The 21,764-nt window shown below is 71.2% G+C and carries 24 protein-coding genes; 7 read left to right on the top strand and 17 right to left on the bottom strand.

Annotated elements, in window-relative coordinates; translation table 11 throughout:
- Positions 1 to 247: 247 nt before the first annotated feature.
- The 5 genes from AB0D48_RS00405 to AB0D48_RS00385 all read right to left on the bottom strand — a co-directional run bounded on the left by AB0D48_RS00405 (position 248) and on the right by AB0D48_RS00385 (position 3,669).
- Positions 248 to 625, bottom strand: coding sequence for a hypothetical protein (locus AB0D48_RS00405; RefSeq protein WP_362389363.1), 378 nt, complete (start codon positions 623 to 625; stop codon positions 248 to 250).
- A gap of 22 nt (positions 626 to 647) precedes the next feature.
- A complete protein-coding gene (locus tag AB0D48_RS00400) occupies positions 648 to 956 on the bottom strand; it encodes an SCO5918 family protein (RefSeq protein WP_362389362.1) in 309 nt (102 codons plus the stop codon).
- Between the two features lie 76 nt (positions 957 to 1,032).
- Positions 1,033 to 2,517: a DEAD/DEAH box helicase gene (locus AB0D48_RS00395; protein ID WP_362389361.1), complete on the bottom strand. Its 1,485-nt coding sequence runs from the start codon at positions 2,515 to 2,517 to the stop codon at positions 1,033 to 1,035.
- A gap of 370 nt (positions 2,518 to 2,887) precedes the next feature.
- Positions 2,888 to 3,091 (bottom strand): cold-shock protein, encoded by a 204-nt coding sequence (locus AB0D48_RS00390; RefSeq protein ID WP_030011983.1) that lies wholly within the window; start codon positions 3,089 to 3,091, stop codon positions 2,888 to 2,890.
- Positions 3,092 to 3,405: 314 nt separating this feature from the next.
- Complete coding sequence (locus AB0D48_RS00385; RefSeq protein ID WP_362389746.1) at positions 3,406 to 3,669, bottom strand: MerR family transcriptional regulator; 264 nt, start codon at positions 3,667 to 3,669, stop codon at positions 3,406 to 3,408.
- A gap of 472 nt (positions 3,670 to 4,141) precedes the next feature.
- Here AB0D48_RS00385 and AB0D48_RS00380 point away from each other — a divergent pair, with 472 nt between their 5' ends.
- Positions 4,142 to 5,836, top strand: a complete 1,695-nt coding sequence (locus AB0D48_RS00380; RefSeq protein ID WP_362389360.1) for a hypothetical protein — start codon at positions 4,142 to 4,144, stop codon at positions 5,834 to 5,836.
- Between the two features lie 72 nt (positions 5,837 to 5,908).
- Here AB0D48_RS00380 and AB0D48_RS00375 read toward each other — a convergent pair whose 3' ends face one another.
- Complete coding sequence (locus AB0D48_RS00375; RefSeq protein WP_362389359.1) at positions 5,909 to 8,926, bottom strand: serine protease; 3,018 nt, start codon at positions 8,924 to 8,926, stop codon at positions 5,909 to 5,911.
- A gap of 99 nt (positions 8,927 to 9,025) precedes the next feature.
- The gene (locus AB0D48_RS00370; RefSeq protein ID WP_362389358.1) at positions 9,026 to 9,337 is read right to left on the bottom strand and encodes a trypco2 family protein; all 312 of its coding nucleotides are present in this window, start codon (positions 9,335 to 9,337) and stop codon (positions 9,026 to 9,028) included.
- A 233-nt stretch (positions 9,338 to 9,570) separates the two neighbouring features.
- On the opposite strand from AB0D48_RS00370, the gene AB0D48_RS00365 reads away from it, so the two are divergent.
- The gene (locus AB0D48_RS00365; RefSeq protein WP_362389357.1) at positions 9,571 to 9,999 is read left to right on the top strand and encodes a hypothetical protein; all 429 of its coding nucleotides are present in this window, start codon (positions 9,571 to 9,573) and stop codon (positions 9,997 to 9,999) included.
- A 15-nt stretch (positions 10,000 to 10,014) separates the two neighbouring features.
- Here the strand turns inward: AB0D48_RS00365 and AB0D48_RS00360 are convergent, their stop codons facing one another.
- Genes AB0D48_RS00360 through AB0D48_RS00350 form a run of 3 tightly spaced genes read right to left on the bottom strand, consistent with a single transcriptional unit; the run spans position 10,015 to position 12,702 of the window.
- Positions 10,015 to 11,352 carry a chloride channel protein gene (locus tag AB0D48_RS00360; protein ID WP_362389356.1) on the bottom strand — a complete coding sequence of 446 codons (1,338 nt, stop codon included), beginning with the start codon at positions 11,350 to 11,352 and terminating at the stop codon, positions 10,015 to 10,017.
- A complete protein-coding gene (locus AB0D48_RS00355) occupies positions 11,349 to 11,969 on the bottom strand; it encodes a potassium channel family protein (RefSeq protein ID WP_362389355.1) in 621 nt (206 codons plus the stop codon). Before AB0D48_RS00355 ends, AB0D48_RS00360 begins: the two co-directional genes overlap by 4 nt.
- Positions 11,970 to 12,027: 58 nt before the next feature.
- Entirely contained in the window at positions 12,028 to 12,702 is a 675-nt protein-coding gene (locus tag AB0D48_RS00350; protein WP_362389354.1) for a GAP family protein, read from the bottom strand.
- 115 nt (positions 12,703 to 12,817) lie between these two features.
- Here AB0D48_RS00350 and AB0D48_RS00345 point away from each other — a divergent pair, with 115 nt between their 5' ends.
- Positions 12,818 to 13,207, top strand: a complete 390-nt coding sequence (locus AB0D48_RS00345; protein ID WP_362389353.1) for an SHOCT domain-containing protein — start codon at positions 12,818 to 12,820, stop codon at positions 13,205 to 13,207.
- Positions 13,208 to 13,273: 66 nt separating this feature from the next.
- Here the strand turns inward: AB0D48_RS00345 and AB0D48_RS00340 are convergent, their stop codons facing one another.
- From AB0D48_RS00340 to AB0D48_RS00325, 4 genes are all read right to left on the bottom strand, one after another.
- On the bottom strand, positions 13,274 to 13,543 hold the full coding sequence (locus tag AB0D48_RS00340; RefSeq protein ID WP_362389352.1) for a hypothetical protein: 270 nt from the start codon (positions 13,541 to 13,543) through the stop codon (positions 13,274 to 13,276).
- A gap of 14 nt (positions 13,544 to 13,557) precedes the next feature.
- Entirely contained in the window at positions 13,558 to 13,824 is a 267-nt protein-coding gene (locus AB0D48_RS00335) for a hypothetical protein (protein ID WP_362389351.1), read from the bottom strand.
- A gap of 105 nt (positions 13,825 to 13,929) precedes the next feature.
- Positions 13,930 to 14,118, bottom strand: coding sequence for a hypothetical protein (locus tag AB0D48_RS00330; protein WP_362389350.1), 189 nt, complete (start codon positions 14,116 to 14,118; stop codon positions 13,930 to 13,932).
- A 3-nt stretch (positions 14,119 to 14,121) separates the two neighbouring features.
- Positions 14,122 to 14,697, bottom strand: a complete 576-nt coding sequence (locus AB0D48_RS00325; protein WP_362389349.1) for a DUF5994 family protein — start codon at positions 14,695 to 14,697, stop codon at positions 14,122 to 14,124.
- 776 nt (positions 14,698 to 15,473) lie between these two features.
- On the opposite strand from AB0D48_RS00325, the gene AB0D48_RS00320 reads away from it, so the two are divergent.
- Positions 15,474 to 16,376, top strand: a complete 903-nt coding sequence (locus AB0D48_RS00320) for a helix-turn-helix transcriptional regulator (RefSeq protein WP_362389348.1) — start codon at positions 15,474 to 15,476, stop codon at positions 16,374 to 16,376.
- A gap of 128 nt (positions 16,377 to 16,504) precedes the next feature.
- On the opposite strand, the gene AB0D48_RS00315 is transcribed toward AB0D48_RS00320, so the two are convergent.
- Both AB0D48_RS00315 and AB0D48_RS00310 read right to left on the bottom strand, forming a co-directional pair.
- Positions 16,505 to 18,205, bottom strand: a complete 1,701-nt coding sequence (locus AB0D48_RS00315) for an ice-binding family protein (protein WP_362389347.1) — start codon at positions 18,203 to 18,205, stop codon at positions 16,505 to 16,507.
- A gap of 305 nt (positions 18,206 to 18,510) precedes the next feature.
- Positions 18,511 to 19,251, bottom strand: a complete 741-nt coding sequence (locus tag AB0D48_RS00310; protein ID WP_362389744.1) for a PP2C family serine/threonine-protein phosphatase — start codon at positions 19,249 to 19,251, stop codon at positions 18,511 to 18,513.
- A gap of 136 nt (positions 19,252 to 19,387) precedes the next feature.
- Here AB0D48_RS00310 and AB0D48_RS00305 point away from each other — a divergent pair, with 136 nt between their 5' ends.
- Positions 19,388 to 19,687, top strand: a complete 300-nt coding sequence (locus AB0D48_RS00305) for a hypothetical protein (RefSeq protein WP_362389346.1) — start codon at positions 19,388 to 19,390, stop codon at positions 19,685 to 19,687.
- Between the two features lie 30 nt (positions 19,688 to 19,717).
- Here the strand turns inward: AB0D48_RS00305 and AB0D48_RS00300 are convergent, their stop codons facing one another.
- Positions 19,718 to 20,320 carry a TetR/AcrR family transcriptional regulator gene (locus tag AB0D48_RS00300; protein ID WP_362389345.1) on the bottom strand — a complete coding sequence of 201 codons (603 nt, stop codon included), beginning with the start codon at positions 20,318 to 20,320 and terminating at the stop codon, positions 19,718 to 19,720.
- Between the two features lie 79 nt (positions 20,321 to 20,399).
- On the opposite strand from AB0D48_RS00300, the gene AB0D48_RS00295 reads away from it, so the two are divergent.
- Both AB0D48_RS00295 and AB0D48_RS00290 read left to right on the top strand, forming a co-directional pair.
- Entirely contained in the window at positions 20,400 to 21,245 is an 846-nt protein-coding gene (locus tag AB0D48_RS00295; RefSeq protein WP_362389344.1) for an NAD(P)H-binding protein, read from the top strand.
- Positions 21,246 to 21,316: 71 nt separating this feature from the next.
- Positions 21,317 to 21,727, top strand: a complete 411-nt coding sequence (locus AB0D48_RS00290) for a VOC family protein (protein WP_362389343.1) — start codon at positions 21,317 to 21,319, stop codon at positions 21,725 to 21,727.
- Positions 21,728 to 21,764 lie beyond the last annotated feature (37 nt).

Genomic DNA, 21,764 nt, shown 5'->3' with positions numbered 1-21,764 from the left:
GGGATATACCCGTAGGAACCACCCCGTACCCCCCACTCGCCTGCTCAGCCCAAGGCTCCGCCTACGGCCGGATCAGCCCGCCCGCCGCGCCCGCCCGTCAGGCCCCGCGCCGGCCCCGTCCTCGCCCCGCGCCTCAAGGGCCCCCAGCATCGAAAGGCGCAGACGCCGTTCTGCGGGAGGCCCTGAGGCCCTGAGGCCCGGAAACGCGGTGGACGGCGGGAGTCGGCCGCGCAGGCGGGGGAGGGGGCTATTTGTCCGAGTAGCTGAAGTCCCCGACGGTCCAGGCACTGACGTCCTTGAGGGCGATCCGGTACATCCCGCCGGTTTCGGGGATGCCCAGGGTGCCCTGGAGGATGCGCGCCACGTGGAAGTGCAGGTGCGAGGGCGCCCCGGCGGCCGGACCGGAGCTCCCGGCCCGTCCGGAGGCTCTGAAGACCTCGGCGAACGGGGCCAGCTGGTCGGAGTCCTGGAGGACCTCGGCGACGCGCTGACGCCAGACGCTCTCGGGGGCGAGGCGGCCGGTGATGACGGCGCCGTGGACCACGACGGTGAGGGACATCTGATTGGTTTGCTCCGACTCGACCATGGCTGCGAGATCGATGAGCAGGTCATCAGGGATCGACATGGGCACGGACTCTAGCAAGCGGTCAGGCTCCGGCCGGGGTTCCGAGAAGTGCCGAGGCCGCCTGCATCGGGGTGAGGGCGGGCGCCGGCACGGGCGCCGAAACGTCGCGGCAGGTGAATCCGAGGCGGGTCAGCGCCCGGGTGACCTCGGCGGCCGTGAAGTCGCGGCGATCCTGCCGGGTGATGACCTCGCCGACCTGCTTGACGGGGTACGTGCGACGGCTGATGATCACGGACGCTCCCGTGACGGGCTCGGCCTTGACGCCCTTCATCTTCTCCTCCACCTCGCTCTTCTCGAGGTCGAAGGGGTACCGGGCGATGACGAAGCGCATGATGCCTCACAGACGGGAAGGGGTACGCGGGAACGCGCGGGACGGGCGGGACGGGCCGGGAACCGGGACCCGGGGGTCAGGCGGCCATGCCCATGGTGCGGCGGCGCTCCTGGGCGGGGCGGCTGCGCCGGCCGCGGGAGGAGCGCGCGCTGCGCTCCGGCCGGTCCGGCTTGGGCGCGGTGATGGTGACGGGGATGCCGGAGGGCGCCTGGGCGCCGGTGATCCGGCTCAGCGCCTCCTCGCCCGAACGGACCTGGGTGGTCTGCGGGGTGATGCCGGCGGCCGCCATCAGGCGGGTCATGTCGCGGCGCTGGTTCGGCGTGACCAGCGTGACGACGCTGCCGGACTCGCCGGCACGCGCGGTGCGGCCGCCCCGGTGCAGGTAGTCCTTGGGGTCGGTGGGCGGGTCCACGTTCACGACGAGGTCGAGGTTGTCGACGTGGATCCCGCGCGCCGCCACGTTGGTCGCCACCAGCACGGTCACGTGCCCGGTCTTGAACTGCGTCAGGGTGCGGGTGCGCTGCGGCTGCGACTTCCCGCCGTGCAGCGCGGCGGCCCGTACACCGCTGTTCAGCAGGTGCTCGGTCAGCCGGTCGACGGCGTGCTTGGTGTCCAGGAACATGATCACCCGGCCGTCGCGGGCCGCGATCTCGGTGGTGGCTGCGTTCTTGTCGGCGCCGTGGACGTGCAGCACGTGGTGCTCCATCGTCGTGACCGCGCCGGCCGACGGGTCGACGGAGTGCACGACGGGATCGCTGAGGTAGCGGCGTACGAGCAGGTCGACGTTGCGGTCGAGGGTGGCCGAGAACAGCATCCGCTGGCCCTCGGGGCGCACCTGGTCGAGCAGGGCGGTGACCTGCGGCATGAAGCCCATGTCGGCCATCTGGTCGGCCTCGTCCAGCACGGTGATGGCGACCTGGTTCAGGCGGCAGTCGCCGCGTTCGATGAGGTCCTTGAGCCGTCCGGGCGTGGCCACGACGACCTCGGCGCCGCCGCGCAGCGCGCCGGCCTGGCGGCCGATGGGCATGCCGCCCACGACGGTGGCCGTACGCAGCTTCAGCGCGCGGGCGTAGGGGGTGAGGGCATCGGTGACCTGCTGGGCCAGCTCGCGCGTGGGTACGAGGACCAGGGCCAGGGGCTGGCGCGGCTCGGCGCGCAGGCCGGCCGTACGGGCCAGCATCGCGAGGCCGAAGGCGAGGGTCTTGCCGGAGCCGGTACGCCCGCGGCCCAGTACGTCGCGGCCCGCCAGAGAGTTCGGCAGGGTCGCGGCCTGGATCGGGAAGGGCACGCTCACGCCCTCGGAGCCGAGCGCGGCGAGCAGCTGCGCGGGCATGTCGAGATCGGCGAAGGCCTCGACCGCGGGGAGCGCCGGGGTGACGGTCACGGGGAGGGCGAATTCCCGCTGGGCCACGGGGCCGCGGCCGCCGCCGCCGTAACCCGACCGGGCGGGGGAGCCGCCGGAGCGGGCGGGGAAGCGGGAACGGCTGCTGCCGCCCTGGCCGGAGCCGCCGCCCGTACGGGTACGGGAGTGGCGGTCGTTCGTGCGAGTGGTGCGGTTCATGCAGAACCTTCCTCGATGCGGCGCGTATCGAGGAATTCCCGGCAGGGGGATTCGCGAGAACGTGCCGAAGAAAAGACGGGGCAGAGCGTGCCGGAAAGAACAGGCAGGCCTGCTGGGGAATGAGGGCCGCGCTGTGCGTCGGAAAGCCGGATGAACGGCGCACTGTGGACGGCAGACGGGCCAGGGGGCGAGGCGGCGCGTCGGTGGAACCGCGTCCGCCCGGCCGGACTGTGAGGCGGGCCGGCGCGGGGCGCCGCCACCCGCCGCTCACGCGGGACCGTCGGCAGCCGACGGGGCGTGGGCAGGGGAAAAGCAACGAGCTGGGGCCCGCACCCCAAGGTGCGGGCCCCAGCTGCGTATACGTCAGCGCTTAGGCGGGAACGATGTTCTCGGCCTGCGGGCCCTTCTGGCCCTGCGTGACGTCGAAGGTAACCTTCTGGCCTTCCTGAAGCTCACGGAAGCCAGAGGAGGCGATGTTCGAGTAGTGGGCGAACACGTCAGCGCCGCCACCCTCCTGCTCGATGAAGCCAAAACCCTTTTCCGCGTTGAACCACTTCACGGTGCCAGATGCCATATTGAATCTCCTTTGGGGCAATGCCCGGGATCGCACTGTGCGAGCTCCGGAGTCGCCGCGATGATTGCCCCGTCCGGAAACTGCACCGGAAATAAAAAATGCGCCCGCCGAAAAAATTCGGTGAGAGCACTTGTAAGTTTTTGGGAACCACAACTGCAACTGACATCACCGTAGCACAGGGCGAAGGTCAGGGCGTGGAAATTTCCGCCAAACGGGGACGGCGCGGTTTTAAACCTCCTGGCGCATACTCGTAATTCTGCACTGGCAGTAACAGATATCCGGGTGCGGAAGTCATATAAACGCTGCCGGAGGCTTCAGGAATTTTGGCGCCCGCGGCGCATCTCCTCGTTCAGGCGGAGGGCTTCCTCGAGCTGGTCCTCCAGCGCGACGATCCGGCAGGCCGCCTCCACGGGCGTACCGGCGTCGACGAGCTCCCGGGCACGGGCGGCGATGCGCAACTGGTAGCGGGAGTAGCGTCGGTGTCCGCCGGCGGAGCGCAGCGGGGTGATGAGGCGGGCCTCGCCGATGGCGCGGAGGAAGGCGGGAGTGGCACCGAGCATCTCCGCGGCCCGGCCCATCGTGTAGGCGGGGTAGTCCTCGTCGTCGAGGCTGCCGGCGAGCGGGGACTTCTCAGGGGTCACGCAAGAGACGCTAGCCCCCGATGCCAGGCCATGTCTACTTTGACCAGGGCAGATTTCCTCCAGGATTTGCCCGAGGAGTTCTGCTCCCTGCGAGGGATATTTCTCCGGCCGCGAGAACAGTGGCCCTCGCCCACCCCGTGAGGGAGTCACGGCTGCGGCGCGTGTGGGCCGTGGGTGGGGAATGGATCCGCGGTTGCTTGTGCCTGATGCCGAACCACCCGCCCCGCACGGGATGGTCGCCGTGGCCACGACGTACGGACGCGCCTTGGCGGCACGGCGGCGCTCCCGCGCTCCTCCGACCAGCTGGAACGCTGAACGGGCACCCGCCCGAAGGGCCGCCGGGGGGCTCTGTACGCTGAGCGGGATTTTGTTCCTGAGCGTGTTCAAAAACGGTACATAAGGGGGTCCGGTGCGCAACCGCCGACTCGTTCTCTCCGCCGCCTTCCTCGCGGCCGGCGTCGGTCTCATACCGGGCATGGCCCAGGCCGGCCCCACCGCGACCGGTGCGTCCGGTACCTCCGGTGCGCCCGGGGTGGCGGCGCCCGACGTCGACCTGGACAACGCCGCGGCGGCCAACTTCAAGACGTACACCAGCCCCGCCGACCGTACGGTCCGCAAGACCCTGCCCACCGCCAGGAACAAGGCGGCCGCGGCCCCCCTGGCGGAGGGCGCCGTCGCGGGCAACCCGGACCTCGCGGTCGCCCTGAGCGCCAAGAGCACCAGCGCGCACGGGCTGGAGCTGAAGACCACCGTCACGAGCGCGCCCGCCTCGCTCGACGTCACCATCGCCTGGGGCGACGGGACCACGGACACGGCCACCGCCGGCGGCTCCACCGTGCTGACCCGTCCGCACACCTACGCCGAGGTCGGCGAGTACGCGATCAAGGTCATCGTGACCGACGCCGCGAACAACGTCACCGCCGAGAACGATCTCTACATCACCACGCCGGGCTCCGACTTCACGCCGTACGCCCCGACCCGCCTCCTGGACACCCGGTCGGGCGTCGGCGCGCCGAAGGGCAAGGTGCCCGCGTACGGCACGACCCGCGTCAAGGTCGAGGGCAACGGCACGATCCCGGACAACGTCACCGCCGTGGTCCTCAACGTCACCGTCACCAACACGACGAGCGGCGGGCACATCACCGCCTACGCCAAGGGCGACGACCGGCCGACCTCGTCGAACGTCAACTTCTCGGCCGGCCAGACCGTCCCGAACCTGGTGATCGTGCCGGTCAGCCTGGACGGCTACGTGGAGCTGTACAACGCCGGCTGGGAGTCGGTGGACCTGCTCGCGGACGTCACCGGCTACTTCACCCGGACCGCGTCCAGCGGCTACACCCCGATGGCCCCGGCCCGTTTCGTCGACACCCGCGAGGGCCTCGGCGCCGCGAAGGGGCAGCTCGCCGCCCAGGCGACCTTCGGCACGCAGATCAGCGGCCTGCGCGGCGTCCCCCAGGGCGCCAAGGCCGTCGCGCTCAACGTGACCGTCACCAACCCGAAGGAGGCCGGTCACCTGACCGTGTTCCCGAGCGGTCAGGCGGCGCCGTCCACGTCCAGCGTGAACTTCACGGCCGGTCAGACGATCGCCAACTCGGTGATCGTGCCGGTCGGCGCCGACGGCAGGATCAACGTCCGCAACGGTGCGTGGGCCGGGACCGACGTCATCGTCGACGTCGTCGGCTTCTACAGCCTCGAGAGCAAGGGCGCCTACCTGCCGCTGTCGCCGGAGCGCGTGCTCGACACCCGTGACCCCAACGGAGACGTGTACGGGCCGCTGGAGGGCCAGAGCTACGTCTACGTGCCGTTCGGCTACAAGGAGCCCAGCCTCTCGGGCTTCGTGCTGAACACGACGGTCACCAACACGAACGGGGACGGGTACCTCACGGTCTCGCCGGACCCGAACACGCTCGACCTGTACATGAACGACACGGCGGGCTGGCCGACGCCGCCCAACTCCTCCAACCTGAACTGGACGAAGGGCCGGACCGTCCCGAACCTGGTCCAGGCGAGCACCGGTGCCAACGGCATCATCGACTTCTGGAACCGGGGCTGGGACGACATCGACCTGATCGTCGACCTCTTCGGCTTCTACGACACCAAGTAACCGGCGGTCGGGCGCCCCGGGACCGGCCCTGACGGCCGCTCCCGGGGCGCTGTGACGTCATGTCAGGGCGCGTCAGGCTTCGGCGCGCAGCCGCGCCGCCTCCTCGGTGAGCCAGGCCGGCCGGACCATCTCGACGTTGCGTCCGGTGCCCTCGGCGGCCCGGACCAGCGCGTCGGCGGCCGCCCGGGGGCCGGGCACCGCCCGGGCGCGGGCCGCCTCGGCGAGGGCGCCGGCGGCCGCGGCCTCCGCGGCCCCGGCGAGCTGCAGCGAGGCGGCCGCGCGTTCGGCCGCCTCGGCTGCCCGTGCGTACCGGCCGTCGGTCCAGTACGCCCACGCCGTGTTGTAGAGGCAGACGCCCTCGGTGCGCGGGTTCTCCATCGCCGACGCCGCGGCGAGCGCCGCCTCCAGCGCCGCCAGGGATTCCGTGACCCGGCCCAGCGCGAGGAGCGCCACGCCCTTGGCGTTCAGCGCGTAGTCCGTCGCCTCCTGGATGCCGGCGTCGCGGTAGGCGGCGACGGCCCTGTCGCCCGCCGCGATGGTCTCCTCCCAGCGGCCCAGGGTCAGCAGGGCCGTGAAACGCGCGTTCCACGAACGGGCCTCGGTGAGCGGGTCCCCCGACGTACGGGCGAGTTCGCCCAGCCGGTCGGCGCCGGCCAGCGCCGCCTGCCCGTCGCCCAGGGTGCTGTGGGCGAGGCTGAGGCCCAGGAGGGCGTGCACCTCGGCTTCGGCGTCGCCGTTCTCGTGCGCCAGGTCGCCGGCCCGGGCCAGCGGGCCCATCGCGGCGTCGAGGCGGCCCAGCTGGCGGTGGGTGTCGCCCAGGCCGAACATGGCGTTCTGCAGTGCCTTGCGGTCGTCGAGGCGCTCGGCCAGGTCGGCTGCCTCGGTGAACAGTTCGGCCGCGTGCGCCAGCGGGCCTCCGCTCAACCGGGCGTGCCCGAAGCTGATGAGATGGGCAAGACGTGCCCGGTCGTCGGTCAACTGTCCCTCCAGTGTCAGATGCATCGAGATGGCCGCGAGCACCGATCCGTGCCGGACCATCCACGGGCTGATCGCGCCGAGGACCAGCGCGGCGTCGTCCAGGTCACCGGCGCGCACCCGGTGGTCGAATTCCCGCCGGTACGCCTGTATGTCGTCCAGGCCGCGCCACGCCGGGCGGGGCGGGGCGATGCTCGCGTACCAGTCGGCGGCCCGCCGCTCCAGGGACCGCCGTCCCAGGGCGCCCTCCTGGGCCATGGCGCCGTACGCGAGGTCGGCGTCCATCGGGTGCAGGGCGAGGGTGCGGGTGGCCCGGTCCACCGAGAGCATGCGCATGCGCAGCAGGTCGGACAGGACCGGTGCGACGGCGGGGAGGGGACCCGGGCCGGTTCCGAGGCCGGTGGCGGTGCCGGCGTCGTGGCCGGTGCCGGAGCCTGCACCGAGGCCGCCCACGATCCACTCGACCGCCTCGCGCGGTACGGGCGTGCGCAGCACCGCGAGGACGTTCAGCACGCCGCGGCCTTCGGGGCCGAGCCGCTGGTACCGGTCCTGGGCGAGGCCGGCCACCACGTCGCCCCGCAGGGTGAAGTCCTCCAGGACCTCCTGAAGCGTCGGCAGGGCGAGGGTGTCGTCGGCCATGGCGCCCACCAGCAGTTCCAGCGCGCGCGGCACCCCGTGGACGTGGACCGCGGCCCGCAGCAGCTGCTCGTCGGACAGCTGCGCCACACCGAGGCTGCCGTCCTGGTCGAGTTCGCGCAGCAGCGCGACGGACTCGCCGGGCGGCAGGCCGTCGGACAGGTCGACCTCCGCGGCGAAGCGGCGCAGCTCGGGGGCGAGGCGTAACGGTATCTGCGAGGTGACCAGCAGCCGGGGCGTGGACCTCGCCCGGAAGAGGCAGTCGAAGAAGACCGCGAGTTCCTCGTCGGCCTCGTCGAGGGTGCCGTCGTCCTGGAGCCGGTCCTCCAGGTTGTCCATCAGGATGACGAAGAGCCGGTCCCCCATCACGGTGAACAGCTCGCCGATCTTGTCCTGTGCGGGGCGGTCCGTGGCCCAGACGTCCCGCAGCCGTGCCTCGTCTTCGGAGCCGAGCGCGCGGGCGCAGTCGAAGTAGAGGCGCTCCAGGGAGATGCCCGACGTACGGGTGCTCAGGTTGACCAGCCCCGCCGGGGCGGGCGCCCTGGAGTGGCCCGGCCACTCGCCCCGCTCCAGCAGCTCCATGACCTTGGCCGCGACGGCGCTCTTGCCCATGCCCCGGCGGCCGGTGACGGTCACCATGCGGATGGCGGGGTCCGAGAGGTGGCGGCCGATCGCCTCGCGGGCCTCGGTCCGGTCCTTGAACAGCTCCAGCCCGTGCGTGACCGGCAGCCCGATGACCTTGGAACCCGCCTGGCGGGGGTGTGGATCCGCGGATTCCGGCCCGGGAACCACGTCCGGCAGGCCCTGTGGGTCGCCGATCGCCAGCAGCTCTGCCAGCTCGGCCCGGCGCTGCTCGCCGACCCGGTGGAGGGTGTGGTCGATGCGGGCCGCCGCCAGCCGGCCGAGCCCTTCCCAGCGGTGGTGTTCGGCGACGACCCCGACGATGCGGGACCCCGCCCATACGGCGGCGCCCGACATCCCCGACCACGGTGACACCTTGGGATCGGGGTCGGCGGCGGCCACCGGGACGGTGATCTCCAGGGTCCCGGTCCGCAGGTTGGACAGCGTCGCCACGGTCCCGTCCGCCTGGTGCAGTTCCCGGAACTGCCGTCCGTCGGGCGTGCGTCGCCGCTTCCACAGCGGGAATCCCGCGGCGTGCACGCCGATGACGGCGTGCCGGTCGTCCCCGACGCGCCCGAAGCGGGCGGGCGGGACGGGCGCGTCGCCCGGGCGGGGGGCGAAAGCCAGTACGGCGACATCGGTGCCGGCGTCCGACCAGGCCACCGTCGCCTCGGCGGCCCACTGCCCCGGCCGGCCGGCGTCGAACCGCACCTGTACGCCGACGGCGCCGGCCACCACGTGGTACGCGGTCAGCACCACCGTGTCGCCGACCCGGTACCCGGAGCCGCGCCGCCCGCCGCCGGCGGTGGTGTTGACGATGACCTCCGCGATGCGGTGCGGGTCCAGTCCGCCGCTCACGTCCGAACCGTCAGTCCTCACCGTCGGCCCTCACCCCGTGGGGCCGTCACCCCATGGGCCGTCACGCCGTGGCCCCTCGCTCCGCCGGCCCTCACTCCGTCAGTCCTCACCGAGCAGCTCGTCTCCGGAGATCAGCGCCATCTGGTCCGGCGCGTCCGCCCGTACCGGCTGCAAGGTCAGCGTGAGCTTCTGCGTGACCGTGGAGGACCGCTTGGCCGTGGCGCCCGCGTCGAACACCCAGAACCTGACCTTCACCCCCGGCTCGTTCGTCCGCTCCACCCCGACGGTCAGCTCCAGCTCCACCCGCTCCGCCTTGAACCGCAGGTCGGAATCCTCGCCGGCCGACATCGCCCGGCTCAGCTCCTGGCGCAGCTGCGCGATCATGTCCGCCAACTCGACCGCATCATTCACAAGCAGGGCCCCCAACCGGCTCTTCTGAGCAACTGCCCACTCGGGCAAGGCACATCATCACGCATCGGGCCCCCGTCCCGTCCACTCCGGGTCGGTGGAGCGTGGGGGTGGGGGGCGCGCGTTACTGACGGTGCGTGAAGGTAAGAATGCGAAACGTAGCTGGCTGTGCATATTGTGCTATGTGTGGCGGAAGATCCCCTACGCCCGTTCTGTCTCGTCGAGGAAGGTCTCCCATGAAGCGTTTCCCGGTGATCGGTGTGCTCTGCGTCAGCGCGGTGTTCGGTCTCGCCGCGTGCTCCGACGACAGCTCGCCCTCCGAAGATGCCACCAAGGCCGCGGCCGACCTCTGCACCGACCTGACCTCGCTCAAGGCCGACAACGCCAAGCTGAAGGCCCTGAATCCCGCCACTGCGACCAAGGACCAGGTCAAGGACGCCTACGACGCCGTCCGGGAGGACTGGGACAACGTCAAGGAGAACGCCAACCAGCTGAAGGAGGCGGAGCGGGCCGCGGTTCAGGACGCCGCCGACAACCTCAAGAAGGCCTACGACGGCCTGCCGGGAGACACGACCGGCAAGGACGCACGTACCCAGCTGCAGCCGCAGATCGACCAGCTGGACCAGGCCACGACGAATGCCACCACCGGTCTCCGGTGCGGCTGAACCGCCTGAACCGGCCTATGGCGGGGCCGTGTCCCCGGGAGGCAGCAGTTCGGTGACGACGAAGGCGACCACGGCCGCCAGGATCACCACCGGCATCATCGCGGAGCTGCCGAGCAGCAGGATCACGAGCACCGCGCTGCTCACCGGCAGCCGCAGGGTGCTGGCCGCGGTCGCCGCCATGCCCGCCGCCATCGCGGGTACGAACCCCAGGCCCGGCAGGGGCGCGAGCAGGACGCCCACCGCCGCTCCGAGGAAGAGGGCGGGGAACACGGGGCCGCCGCGCAGGCTGCCGAGACAGAGTGCGTAGGCGGCACCCTTGAACAGCAGTACGGCGAGCAGGACGCCGACCCCCCAGGCATGCGGGTCGGCGGCCAGCGCGGCGAGGGTCGCCTGGCCGGACGAGGCGACCTCGCCGGGTGACCGGCCGGTGATCAGCGCGTAGAGGCAGGCGCAGACCGCGGCGCCCAGGGCGCACTGGACGGTCCGTACGAGGTGCCGCGCCGACTTGACGTACGCGGCGATCCGCCGGGCCACGGCCAGCAGGGGATGGACCGCGGCGGCGAGGGCCACGGCGATGACCAGCGTCCACGCCACGTCCGCCAGGTCCAGGCGGGGGGCCTGGGCGTACAGCTTCAGGGTCAGGTCCCCCGTCTCCAGTCCTGTCCAGCGTCCGAGTCCCGTGAACACGAGGGCCCCGATTCCGGTGGACAGCATGGCGGGCAGCATGACCGCGAACAGCTGAGGGCCGCCCACGCCCGCCACCTCGATCAGCAGCACCGCAGCGACCAGCGGGTTGCCGAAGATGGCGGAGACGGCCGCGGCGGCGCCGGCCGCGCCCAGCAGTGCGTTGCTCTGCGGGGTCGCGGGCGCCTGCGCGAGGTTCCGGAACAGCAGGGCCAGCCCGCTGCCCAGCGCGATCAGCGGGGCTTCCGGGCCCAGCACGGCGCCGAACGGCAGGCTGGCGACCGCCGCGAACACGACCCCGGGCAGTGCGGTCGGCGAGGCGCCTTCCGTGTGGAGTCCGGACGCGGGCACGTGGCCCCCCGCACCGGGCAGGTGCGTGGCGATCAGGCCCACCGCGGTTCCGGCGAAGAGCAGCAGGGGCAGCGGCCACCACCAGGGCGGGGTGTCCCGGCCCATCGCCTCCGGGAGGTCCGTCCACAGCACGTGCTCCAGTTCGTGCAGCGCGGCGAGGAACCAGAAGGCGGCGAGGGACACCAGGATGCCGACGAGGGCGGAGAAGGCCAGCGCCTTCAGGTATCCGGCGCTGCGGAGCATGTGGCGCAGGACGTCGGCCTCTTGCGGCTGGGTGCCGCTGACGGGCGGGGCGGATCGAGGTCGCGGATCCGTCATGGGTCACTTCCTTTACCCCTCGATGGTCCATCTGGCCCGCGGCCTTCGCCGCCCGAGGCCGCGCTCGCCGTGTCCCGCCGCCGGATTCCGATCTGAACCGCGCCGAAGAGGACCTTGGCGACCACCCCCACCACGATCAGGTCGGCGACCATCTGCGCGGTGGTCAGCACGCGGCAGGGCGTGGTGGTGGGCGCGATGTCCCCGAAGCCGACGGTGGCGAACACCGTGACCGTGAAGTACAGCGCGTCCGTCCGGCTCAGCGGCTCCGTGAACGAGTGCGGTACCTCCTTCGCGAGCAGGAAGTACGACGCGGAGAAGAGCACCAGGAACAGCGGCACGCCGGTCGCCAGCGCCTCGACCGCGCGCAACCGCGGATACTCCGAACGGGTGACGGCGGCGATCTGCCAGGCGAGCAGACCCCCGAAGAGCGCCAGTCCCAGCGCGAGCGAGACCGCGATGGAGACATTGGACCCGTCGTCCAGGGGGGCCAGGTAGTACAGGGCCGTGAGCAGCACGGCCGACACGACCGAGCGGATCAGGTGACCTGCGAGCGCGCGGCGGCGCCGCCGGAGCGCCGGACCGGCGTGAACTCCTCCCCCGGGTGCGTTGCGTTCCATGGCTTCAGGAGAAGGGGGCCGGGCGCATCGCGCGACCGGAGCGGTCCGGGCCGCCGCGTCAGCTGGTGAGCTCGTACAGGCTCCTGCCCACCAGCCACAGGCCGAGGACGAGGCAAGTGACCACGATGGCAGGGTCCTTGTGGTCGGACAGCCACGTGCGCAGGCCGGTCAGCGCCCGCCCGGCCCGCCCGGGAGCGAACACCATGTACAGCTCCATGGCCAGGAGGCTGGAGGTGGCGAGGAGGCAGAACGCCAGGAGCGCCAGGAACGACTGGGGATGGCTGAGGTCCGCGTCCACGACGGTCGCGGCTCCCGCGCCGACCATGCCCCAGGGCTGGAGGAGTACGGCGAGCCCTGCCGCCGACCACACGGAGGCCTGGTCCATCCGGGAGTTGAGCGAGGGCTGGGAGGGGGCGGCTGCGGCTGCGGAGTCGGGTACCTCGGTACGTCGCCGACGACGGCGTCTGTGCCCGCCGTAGAGGACCAGCCCGACGCCGATGGCCAGTTTTGCCGCCAGCGCGGCGGTGGAAGGCGGCGATTTGGGTGCGGGCGGCTCACCCCCGGTGAGGAGGAGGACGAGGGCGATCACGGCGACGAGGCAGGCGAGCCAGGCGAGGATGAAGGCGAGACCCTTCCACACGCCCCTGTGCGCGGACAGCACCAGCACGAAGGCCATGACGGGCAGCGGGTAGAGCGTGATGACGAGGCCGATGACGAGCAGGTCAAGCAGCATGGTCCATCGTTGCCCCGGCTCGCAGCCGGGTGCAAAAGATGCGGGATGCGCTCCGAGTGCGGACGGTGAGTAGCGGCTGTATCAATGAAGTACCGCATGGATGATCGGAGCGAGCATGGACGACTATCCGCTTCTCAACCTCTTCTGGACGATGCTGTTGATCTTCCTGTGGGTGATGTGGTTCTTCCTCCTCTTCAAGGTCGTCTCGGACATCTTCCGGGACCACAGCCTCAGTGGCTGGGGGAAGGCGGGATGGCTCGTCTTCGTGATCCTGCTGCCGTACCTCGGCGTACTCGTCTACCTCATCGCCCGCGGCCGCAGCATGGGCGAACGGGACGCGAAGCAGGCCAAGGAGCATGAAGAGGCCTTCCGCAGCTACGTGCAGAAGACGGCGGCGGCCGGGGGCGGCTCGGTGGAGGAGCTGAGCAGACTCTCCGCGCTCAAGGACAAGGGCGACATCACCCAGGAGGAGTTCGACCGCGCGAAGGCCAGGATCCTGGTCTGACCCGTCGTCGGCGTCGAGCGGGAGCGCCTTCTGGTCGATCCGGTCCAGCCCCCAGGAGCGCGGAATTCAGCCGCGCTCCTCCTCGGCTTCCATGCGCCGGATTCCCTCGTGGGTGAGTGTCACCATCGCGGGGGTGTTGCCCGGCTCCCAGTCGACGGTGATCAACCCTTCGCCCGCCAGGTAGGTGCAGGCGGCGGCCAGATCCTGTTCGGGCACGTGGAGGTCGCGCCGCAGCTGCGCTCCGGTGACCCCGAGGAGGCGGTTGCCCTCGACGGCTTCGTACAGGACCCGGAGTACCTGTTCGCGGTAGGTCTTGCGTTCGCCGAGGGTGGCCATGACCGCGCCCTCTCTCAGGTCTCGTCGGAGTGGGCGCCGGCGCCGGCGGGGGTCCTGCTGGCGGTGAGCCAGGACCGGGCGGGGCCGGCCCGTGTCGCGGTATCCACTGTGAGGTGGAGGCGGGTGCCGCCGTCGAGGGCGGGGTAACTGCGCTGTTCCGTGCCGGCGAAACAGCGGCGGAGGACTTCCGCGACCGCCCGGGCGGCTTCGGGCGTGCCCGCGATGATCCGGACCTCGGCATGTCCGGACGACGGCGTTGGCCGGGTCTCGCTGTGCTTCACGTTGCGCGTTCCCTTCGAGTGGCTTGAGAAGCCGAAAGTCGGAAGCCGCCGGGCGGGGCGCCGTGGCACCCCGCCCGTGCCCCCGGTCAGGAGGAGGCCTGTTCCTCACCGGCCGGCACCCGTGCGGTGGGCTCGACGACTGGTGTCGTCCGGCTGACCGGGAGGCCTCGGCAGGGGGTCGCTGAAGTGGTAGGCCGCGATCCGCGCGTCGTGCTGCGCGTTGAGCAGGTGGATCAGGCGCATGCCGATGCCCGTCATGAGGATGATCACCGCGGTGAGGACGATGGTTTCCATGGCTCACCTCCGGGTGCTTTCGGGCAGAGGGAGGACACGTCGGTCCATCGCGTCCCCGAAGGGGGACATGCAGGCCCCGCCTTCGCTCTCCCAGGTGGCTTCCCGGCGTCGGGTGTCCTGGATGACACGCCCGATGACGGTTTCGTTGGCCATCAGGACACCGGCGGCGAGGACGCTGCCCGGGATCGCGGCGCCGGCCATCAGCCGGGCCGCGGCCGCGGGCTCGGTCTCGGGCGGGATCACCAGCAGGTCCCAGCGGCCGACGGTGTAGGAGAGCAGGATCAGCTTGTCGGGGTCCTGCTCGGTGAACCAGCCCACGTGCACCGTGTGCCCGTCCACGGCAACCGTGCGCGGGATGACGGGCCAACGGGTGGGGTTCACGGAGACCCGGGTGACGCGCCCCCAGGGATCGTCCAGGGCGGCGACGAGGGCCGGAAGCTCGGCTTCGAGGTCACGGGAGCGGGGCCACCAGGCACCATCCAGCTGGCCTGCGAGAGCGGTCTGCGGCGTGAGGGAGAGGCGCGCCGGGAGCGGCGGGGCGACGACGCGGGTCGCAGCGTGTTCAAGGATCGTGGTCATGTCGCGGACCCGTCCCCGGGCGTTCGCGAACGGCCCGGTGCAAATGATCGCCGGAAATGACGTCCGCGTGGGAGCGGGTGTGCGAAATACTCCCGGTGCCTCCACGGTACTCCGGTTCGCGGTCCGGAAGCCGGTTCTGACCAGGCATTTTTCTGACGGTTCCGGTGAGACCTCACCGCAGGGGCGGGAGGGGTACCGTGAAACGACGGCGGCCTTCCGGCGTCGGGTCGCCGCACTGCGAAACGGGCGAACCCCCATTGCCGCATCCGACACCCCCATCCCCCGAGGCTCCTCCCGGACGAGATCCACCGCGCGGTCAGGCCGGCACTGCCCTGCTCGGGCTGGAGACGACGCGCTCCCGCGAACCGGCCGGCGGCGGGGTGGCACAACAACGACCCCGGCACATTCACACGCCGGGGCCGCCCTTCCGGGCCGCCGCACGTGAGAGTGCAATGACCCACTTGTCATGGTATGCCCCTCACCCGTCTGAGGCATCAGGGGTGCCGCGCGGAAGCCGTCGCCCTCGGGTGGCCGTATCTCCGGGACCGGCATATTGCCGCGGAAACTTGCACAGGCGTGCGGTTTATCCGCAGTGGAAAATATGGTCAGTGTGAACTCCTTCAGGAAAGGAAGGCGCGAAGTATTACGAAGCCCAGGGCGCTCTTCGCGGCGGTGCGCTTCACTGTGCGCGACACGGTGAAAAGGCGGATCCAACTGGCCCCGGCCGTGACAATCTGCTGGCCACGCAAGGTCGTTTGAGCGGAGGTGCACGGCCCGTGGGTGTCCATGCCAATCCCACCGTCAGCAGGCGCCGGCTGGGATCGGAGCTCCGTCGGCTCCGGGAGATCAGGGGCATGACGACGCCGCAAGTGGCGAAGAGCCTGCTGATCTCCCAGCCCAAGATCAGTCTCATGGAGAACGGCCGCCGCCTCATCAAGCCGCGCGACGTGCGCGACCTTTGCGGGCTGTACGGAGTTCAGGACCGCCGGCTCGTCGACCATCTGATGCAGCTGGCCAGGGAATCGGGGCAGCAGGGCTGGTGGAACGCCTACGGGGACATCCCGTACGGCGCCTACATCGGCCTGGAGGCCGAGGCCGTGGCGGTCCGGTGCTACGAGCCCCTGGTGATCCCCCGCCTGCTGCAGACCCCCTCCTACGCCCGGGCGGTCATTGCAGGAACGATCCCTCAGGCCGCCGCCGAACAGGCCGCCACACGCCTCCAGGTGCGACTGCGGCGTCAGCGCCGCTTGGACGCCCCGGTCAACCCGCTGCGCTTATGGGCCGTACTGGACGAATCGGCCCTGCGGCGCGTCGTGGGCAGCCGCGAGGTCATGCGCGAGCAACTGGAGCATCTGACCCACCTCGGAGCCCAGCCGTACATCACCGTGCAGGTCCTCCCCCACGACATGGGGGCGCACCCTGGTGTCTCGGGACAGTTCGCGCTGCTCGAGTTCGCCGACGCCGCCGACGCGAGCGTGGTGTATTTGGAAAGGTTCACCAGCGATCTCTATCTGGAGAAACGATCCGACGTCAGGATCTACAGCGATATGTATGCGCACCTGCAGGCCCAGGCGCTCAGCCCGGACAGTACCCGGCATTTCATCAACGACGTCATCAAGGCGTACGTCGGCACGGAATTCGGGCCGGACGCCCGCACGCCGTCTCCGCCGGACCCGTGAGCGCCGTGGGGTACGCATCATGACATCGAGGACCGAGCCCCTGGACGACGTGTCCAGGGGCTCGGCTTCGGGCCCTGTCGAGACCGATCGGTCAGAGGCGTGAGGCTGTCACGCCTGCCATGTGCCGGCTAGTCCTGTCGAGTCGCCGTACCCCGGCGGGTCCTCTTCATCGCGAAGAGAGCCGAGCCTCCGACGAAGACCAGCGCGGCCGCGGATGCGGCCATGATGCCGGTGCCGCTGCTCGCGCCGGTAGCGGCCAGATCGTGCGACGGCCCCTTCGGCTGCTGGGCGGTGGCGGCGCTCACGTGGGCGAAGTTGACGCTCTTGGCCGTTTGGCCGGGAAGGGCGTGGCCCAGAGCATCGTCGAGGCCGCCCGGCAGGAAGTCGGCCCACGGGGGCTTGCCCTGGTCGTGGTTGTCGTCACCTTGGCCGGGCATGCCCTGGTCGTGGTCGTCGTGACCGTGACCCTGTTCGCCCTCGCCCTCGTCGCCGCGACCGTGATCGTGCTGGCCCTCGTCGCCCCCGTCGCCATCGTGGTGGCCGTGGTGGCCGTGGTCGTGGCCAGAATCACCCTTGTCGCCGCGAGGGCCCTTGGGTCCTGCGGGTCCGGCCGGTCCTGCGGGTCCTGCGGGTCCTGCGGGTCCTGCGGGTCCTGCGGGTCCGGCGGGTCCTACAGGTCCGGCAGAACCGGTGGGTCCGGCGGGTCCGGCGGGTCCGGCAGAACCAGTGGGCCCGGGTGCGCCGGTCGGTCCGGGGGCTCCGGGGCTGCCGTCAGGGCCGGGTGCGCCGGGGCTGCCGGCAGGGCCGGGTGCGCCGGTCGGTCCGGGGGCTCCAGGGCTGCCGTCAGGGCCAGGTGCGCCGGGGCTGCCGTCAGGGCCGGGTGCGCCGGGGCTGCCGTCAGGGCCGGGTGCGCCGGTCGGTCCGGGTGCGCCGGTCGGTCCGGGGGCTCCGGGGCTGCCGTCAGGGCCGGGTGCACCGGTCGGGCCGGGTGCACCGGTCGGGCCGGGCGAACCCGTCGGCCCGGGCGAACCCGTCGGCCCGGGAGGTCCGCTCGGTCCGGGAGGCCCGGGCGGGCCAACGGCGCAGGCCGCCCTCGTGATGGTGTTGGTGTCCAGCGTGACCGCGCCGTTGCGCGCCAGGGCGCGGCCTTCGAGCACCGCGCCGGTGTTCAGCGTGATGGACGTCAGGGCCATGATCGTGCCCTTGAACTGGGTGTTCGTGTCGAGCGTGGCGGAGCTGCCCACCTGCCAGAACACGTTGCAGGCGTTCGCTCCGTTGATCAGGGCCACGACGCTCGCCGGAGCCGTGATCAGGGTCGAGGGGATCTGGAAGATGAAGACGGCTTCGGGGTTGTTCTGGCCGTCGAGAGTGACCGTTCCGGTGAGGTTCAGTGTTGACGATGCCGTGTAGACACCGGGCGCCAGCGTCAGTCCGCCGATATCGGGCGGAGTGGCGGTGCCGGGTCCCCGGCTCGCCGCGTCGTTGTAGGCGACGACGAGGTCGGACTTCGCCTGAGCGGCGGCGGCGTCGGTGATGTGCTGCGTTCCGTTGACGATGCCGGGCGGGAAACCGGTCACCGATGTGCCCGGGTGGAGCCCCAGATCGCCGTTGATGACGGTGGGGCCCGTGTTGGTGACCGTCGAACCGGCCAGGACCGCGTAATTGGTGGCGGTCCCCAGGTTCACGGGGGCTTCGAGGGCGTGAGCGAGGTTCGGGACCAGGGTGGCTGCCAGGAGCGCTGCCGGGAGCAGGGCGAGGGCTCCCCGTTTGAACAGATTGCGCCGAGGCTTTCTGTCGGGTGGAGCCGACCGGATGGCATCCAATGCCATGAGCAGGGCCTTTCTTGTTGCTGGTCAGGGCCGCCGGCCCGCTGCCTGCGCCGACACGCAGGCTCACCTGGGCAAGGGACGCAGGTCTGTTCCCGGCCGAAGATGATGACGGGTCGTCAGCCGGGAGCATTCCCGCATATTTCACAGTGATAGACCGCAAATCAGAAAAAGCGTCTGCAAGAGTGATGCAACGTCAGGTACGCACATGCCTCGCACGTCTGTGCCCATGCGTTGCGCCGCAGCGGGGAGCACCCGCCTAGGCGCCTGCCGTCGCCGCGGCGGCCCGCCATTCCGTGGCGGATCCCTCAGGCGCCGATGCGTACCAGCGCGAGCGTGATGTTGTCCGGACCCCCGGCTTCGATGGCGGCCTTCCACAGCTCGAAGGCGGCCTTGCCGTCGTCGTGGACGCGCAGGAGGTCGTCGATCACGTCGTCGGGCAAGGGGTCGGTCAGCCCGTCGCTGCACACCAGGTAGCGGTCGCCCGTGGACAGCGGGAGGGTTGCCACGTGGGGAGTGATGGGGCTGGGCCCCGGGCTGCCGCCGAGCGTCTGTGTGACGGCCGACGTGGTGCGGTGACCGGGCGGGGGCGGCGGGCTGTCGTCCACGCTGACCTGGAGCAGGCCGTCCTCGGTCGCCTGGAACACTTTGCTGTCACCGACGTTGAACGCCAGCAGCGACTCCTCCAGTACGAGGGCCCCGGCGATCGTGGTCCCCATGGCGGTCAGGTCCGGACGGCCGTCGGTGGCCGAGTACACCGCGTCGTTGCAGCGGTTCAGCGCGTCACTGATGGCTTCCGCGCTGTCCAGGGCGGGGCCGAGCGCAGCGAGCTGGCGGACGACCAGCTCGCTGGCGACCTCGCCGGCGGGCTGCCCGCCCAGCCCGTCGGCGACCGCGACGACGAGCGGTCTGCCGAGGGGGAACAGCAGTGTCTGGGGGCTCAGGGTCACGGTCCCGCACAGCGTCCACGGCCCGACGGCGAGGCTGTCCTCGTTGTGCTCGCGAATCAGCCCCACATGGCTCAGGGCGGTCACAGCTATGTACGCCACCACGACGACCAGCCTCTCCGCAACGGCAGACCCGTCACTCCCATCCCATTGTCACGCCTTGTCACGCCGCTCGGCATGCGGCGTGCGACCTGCCGGAGCACGCTGGTCCTGGGGCCCGAGGAAAGGACTGCGGGAGATGTTCGCGAGGCTGAGCACCTACCAGGGATCACCGGTTCCCGCGGCGGGAGACGTGAGCGCGAGCTCGGAGGCGGTCGTCCAGCAGGTCCAGGACGTTCCCGGCTTCCGGGGCGTGTACTACCTCGTCGACCGGGCCTCGGGCACGGCCAAGTCGCTGACCTTGTGGGAGGACGAGGAGACCATGAGGGCGAGCGAGGGCCAGGCCGCCCGGATCCGCGAGGAGACGGCCCGGCGGGAGGGCCAGCAGATCGTCTCGGTCGAGCACTTCGAGGTGGGCTTCAGCCGTCTGCAGCCGTAGCGGCGGTGGCCTCGGACGGGCAGGGAGCCCTCAGGGAGCCGAGCCGGGCTTCAGGGTGTCGAGCCAGCGGACGAGACGGGCTCCCTCGCGGCTCATGATGTCCGGGTCGCGCAGGGCGTTGGCCAGTAGTGACATGCCCTGGTAGGCGGAGACGAGGGTGAGGGCGAGGCCGTCCGGGTCGGGCAGGCCCAGGCTGCGGAACTGCTGTCCGGCCCAGTCGAGCAGCCGTCGGATCACCGCGCCGGCCTCCGCGTCGAGGGTCCCCTCCGCCCGCTTGTCGAGTTCGACGGCGAGGGTGCCGGTGGGACAGCCGTACCGGGCGGCGGTGCCCCGCTGACCGACCCAGGCTTCGACCAGCGCCTTGAGGCGGTCGAGCGGGTCGGGGAGCCGGTCCAGCCGACCCGTGAGCCCGTCCAGGTGGGCGCTGTGCTCGGACAGCGCCGCCTGGACCAGTTCGTCCTTGGTCTTGAAGTAGTAGTAGACGTTCCCTACGGGGACCTCGGCCACGCGCGCGATGTCGGCGAGGGTGGTCCGCTCGACCCCCTGCTCGTGCAGGACCCGGGCCGCCGCGGCCGTGAGCCGTCGGCGCTTGTCGGCCGCCCGCGCCGCTCGGGGTTTCACTGAGTCAGTCACCCAACCCACTATAGACAGGGCCTCGGGCCCCCATTAGAGTCCAAACAAGTCAGCCAACTAACTAATTCGGGAGAACGTGATGATCGTGGTGACGGGTGCGACCGGCAACATCGGGCGGGCGCTGGTGCCGCTGCTGACCGAGGCGGGCGAGGAGGTCGTGGCCGTCTCGCGGCAGCAGCGGCCCCACGGGCTTCCGGCCGGCGTCCGGCACGCGCGGGCCGACGTCGGCAGCGCCGCGAGCATGCGGCCGGTCCTCGACGGCGCCGACGCCTTCTTCGTCCTGCTCGGCGGCGAGCTCAACGGCCACGGCGAGAGCCCGAAGGCCCTGCTGGACGCGGCTGAGGCCGCCGGGGTCCAGCGGGTCGTCCTGCTCTCCTCCCAGATCAACTCCACTCGTCCGCAAGCCGTTTCGCACGCCCGTCTGCGTGAGTTCGAGGCCGCGGTGCGCGCGGCTGGACCGGACTTCACCGTTCTGCGCCCCGGCGGTTTCGCCTCCAACGCCTTCGCCTGGGCCGAGTCGGTCCGTACGAAGCGCACGGTCCTCGCCCCGTTCGGTGAGGTGGCGCTGCCCGTCATCGACCCGGCGGACATCGCGGAGGTGGCCGCCGCCGCGCTGCGCGAGGACGGTCACGCGGGCCGTACGTACGAGCTGACCGGCCCCGAGCCGATCAGCCCGCGCCGGCAGGCCGCGGTGATCTCCGGGGCCCTGGGTGAGGAGGTGGCCTTCGTGGAACTGTCCCGCGAGGACGCCCACGCCCACATGGCGCGGTTCATGCCCGAGGAGGCCATCGGCGGGACCCTGGACATCCTCGGCGTCCCGCTGCCGGCCGAGCAGGAGATCAGCCCCGACCTGGAGAGCGTCCTCCACCGTCCGGCCCGGCCCTTCGGCGAGTGGATCGCGCGCAACCTGCCGGCCTTCCGGTAGGACCGGACGCAGAGCGGATCGATCAGGAATCGAGAAGCGCCGGCCGCCGGGCCGCGGCTAGCGTGACGGCCATGGACATCAGCATTCACACGAGCTTCCTCCCGCACGACGACCCGGACGCATCCCTGGCCTTCTACCGGGACACCCTCGGCTTCGAGGTCCGCAGCGACGTCGGACAGGGCAAGATGCGCTGGATCACGGTCGGCCCCGTCGACCAGCCCGGCACGTCCATCCTCCTGGCGCCGCCGGCCGCCGACCCCGGCATCACCGACGACGAGCGCCGCACCATCGTCGAGATGATGGCCAAGGGCACCTACGGCTGGATCTTGCTGGCCACCCGGGACCTCGACGGCACCTTCGAGAAGCTCCAGGCCGGCGACGCCGAGGTCGTCCAGGAACCGACCGAGCAGCCGTACGGCATCCGCGACTGCGCCTTCCGCGATCCCGCGGGCAACCTGATCCGCATCCAGGAACTCCGCTGAGCGCCTGTCGGCAGAGAACCCGTGGTGTTCGCGGAGA

This window comes from Streptomyces sp. NPDC048269 (genome assembly GCF_040652395.1).
GTDB lineage: Bacteria > Actinomycetota > Actinomycetes > Streptomycetales > Streptomycetaceae > Streptomyces.
Note: the sequence above shows the minus strand (reverse complement) of the source record. Positions and strands in the feature narration are given on the sequence as shown.

Coding starts and splice junctions, on each gene's coding strand:
- AB0D48_RS00400 (WP_362389362.1), bottom strand. CDS start 956: ATGCGCTTCGTCATCGCCCGGTACCCCTTCGACCTCGAGAAGAGCGAG.
- AB0D48_RS00315 (WP_362389347.1), bottom strand. CDS start 18,205: ATGGCATTGGATGCCATCCGGTCGGCTCCACCCGACAGAAAGCCTCGG.
- AB0D48_RS00405 (WP_362389363.1), bottom strand. CDS start 625: ATGTCGATCCCTGATGACCTGCTCATCGATCTCGCAGCCATGGTCGAG.
- AB0D48_RS00360 (WP_362389356.1), bottom strand. CDS start 11,352: ATGACGGATCCGCGACCTCGATCCGCCCCGCCCGTCAGCGGCACCCAG.
- AB0D48_RS00355 (WP_362389355.1), bottom strand. CDS start 11,969: ATGGAACGCAACGCACCCGGGGGAGGAGTTCACGCCGGTCCGGCGCTC.
- AB0D48_RS00305 (WP_362389346.1), top strand. CDS start 19,388: ATGTTCGCGAGGCTGAGCACCTACCAGGGATCACCGGTTCCCGCGGCG.
- AB0D48_RS00385 (WP_362389746.1), bottom strand. CDS start 3,669: ATGGGCCGGGCCGCGGAGATGCTCGGTGCCACTCCCGCCTTCCTCCGC.
- AB0D48_RS00290 (WP_362389343.1), top strand. CDS start 21,317: ATGGACATCAGCATTCACACGAGCTTCCTCCCGCACGACGACCCGGAC.
- AB0D48_RS00325 (WP_362389349.1), bottom strand. CDS start 14,697: ATGACCACGATCCTTGAACACGCTGCGACCCGCGTCGTCGCCCCGCCG.
- AB0D48_RS00295 (WP_362389344.1), top strand. CDS start 20,400: ATGATCGTGGTGACGGGTGCGACCGGCAACATCGGGCGGGCGCTGGTG.
- AB0D48_RS00395 (WP_362389361.1), bottom strand. CDS start 2,517: ATGAACCGCACCACTCGCACGAACGACCGCCACTCCCGTACCCGTACG.
- AB0D48_RS00350 (WP_362389354.1), bottom strand. CDS start 12,702: ATGCTGCTTGACCTGCTCGTCATCGGCCTCGTCATCACGCTCTACCCG.
- AB0D48_RS00345 (WP_362389353.1), top strand. CDS start 12,818: ATGGACGACTATCCGCTTCTCAACCTCTTCTGGACGATGCTGTTGATC.
- AB0D48_RS00390 (WP_030011983.1), bottom strand. CDS start 3,091: ATGGCATCTGGCACCGTGAAGTGGTTCAACGCGGAAAAGGGTTTTGGC.
- AB0D48_RS00365 (WP_362389357.1), top strand. CDS start 9,571: ATGAAGCGTTTCCCGGTGATCGGTGTGCTCTGCGTCAGCGCGGTGTTC.
- AB0D48_RS00330 (WP_362389350.1), bottom strand. CDS start 14,118: ATGGAAACCATCGTCCTCACCGCGGTGATCATCCTCATGACGGGCATC.
- AB0D48_RS00340 (WP_362389352.1), bottom strand. CDS start 13,543: ATGGCCACCCTCGGCGAACGCAAGACCTACCGCGAACAGGTACTCCGG.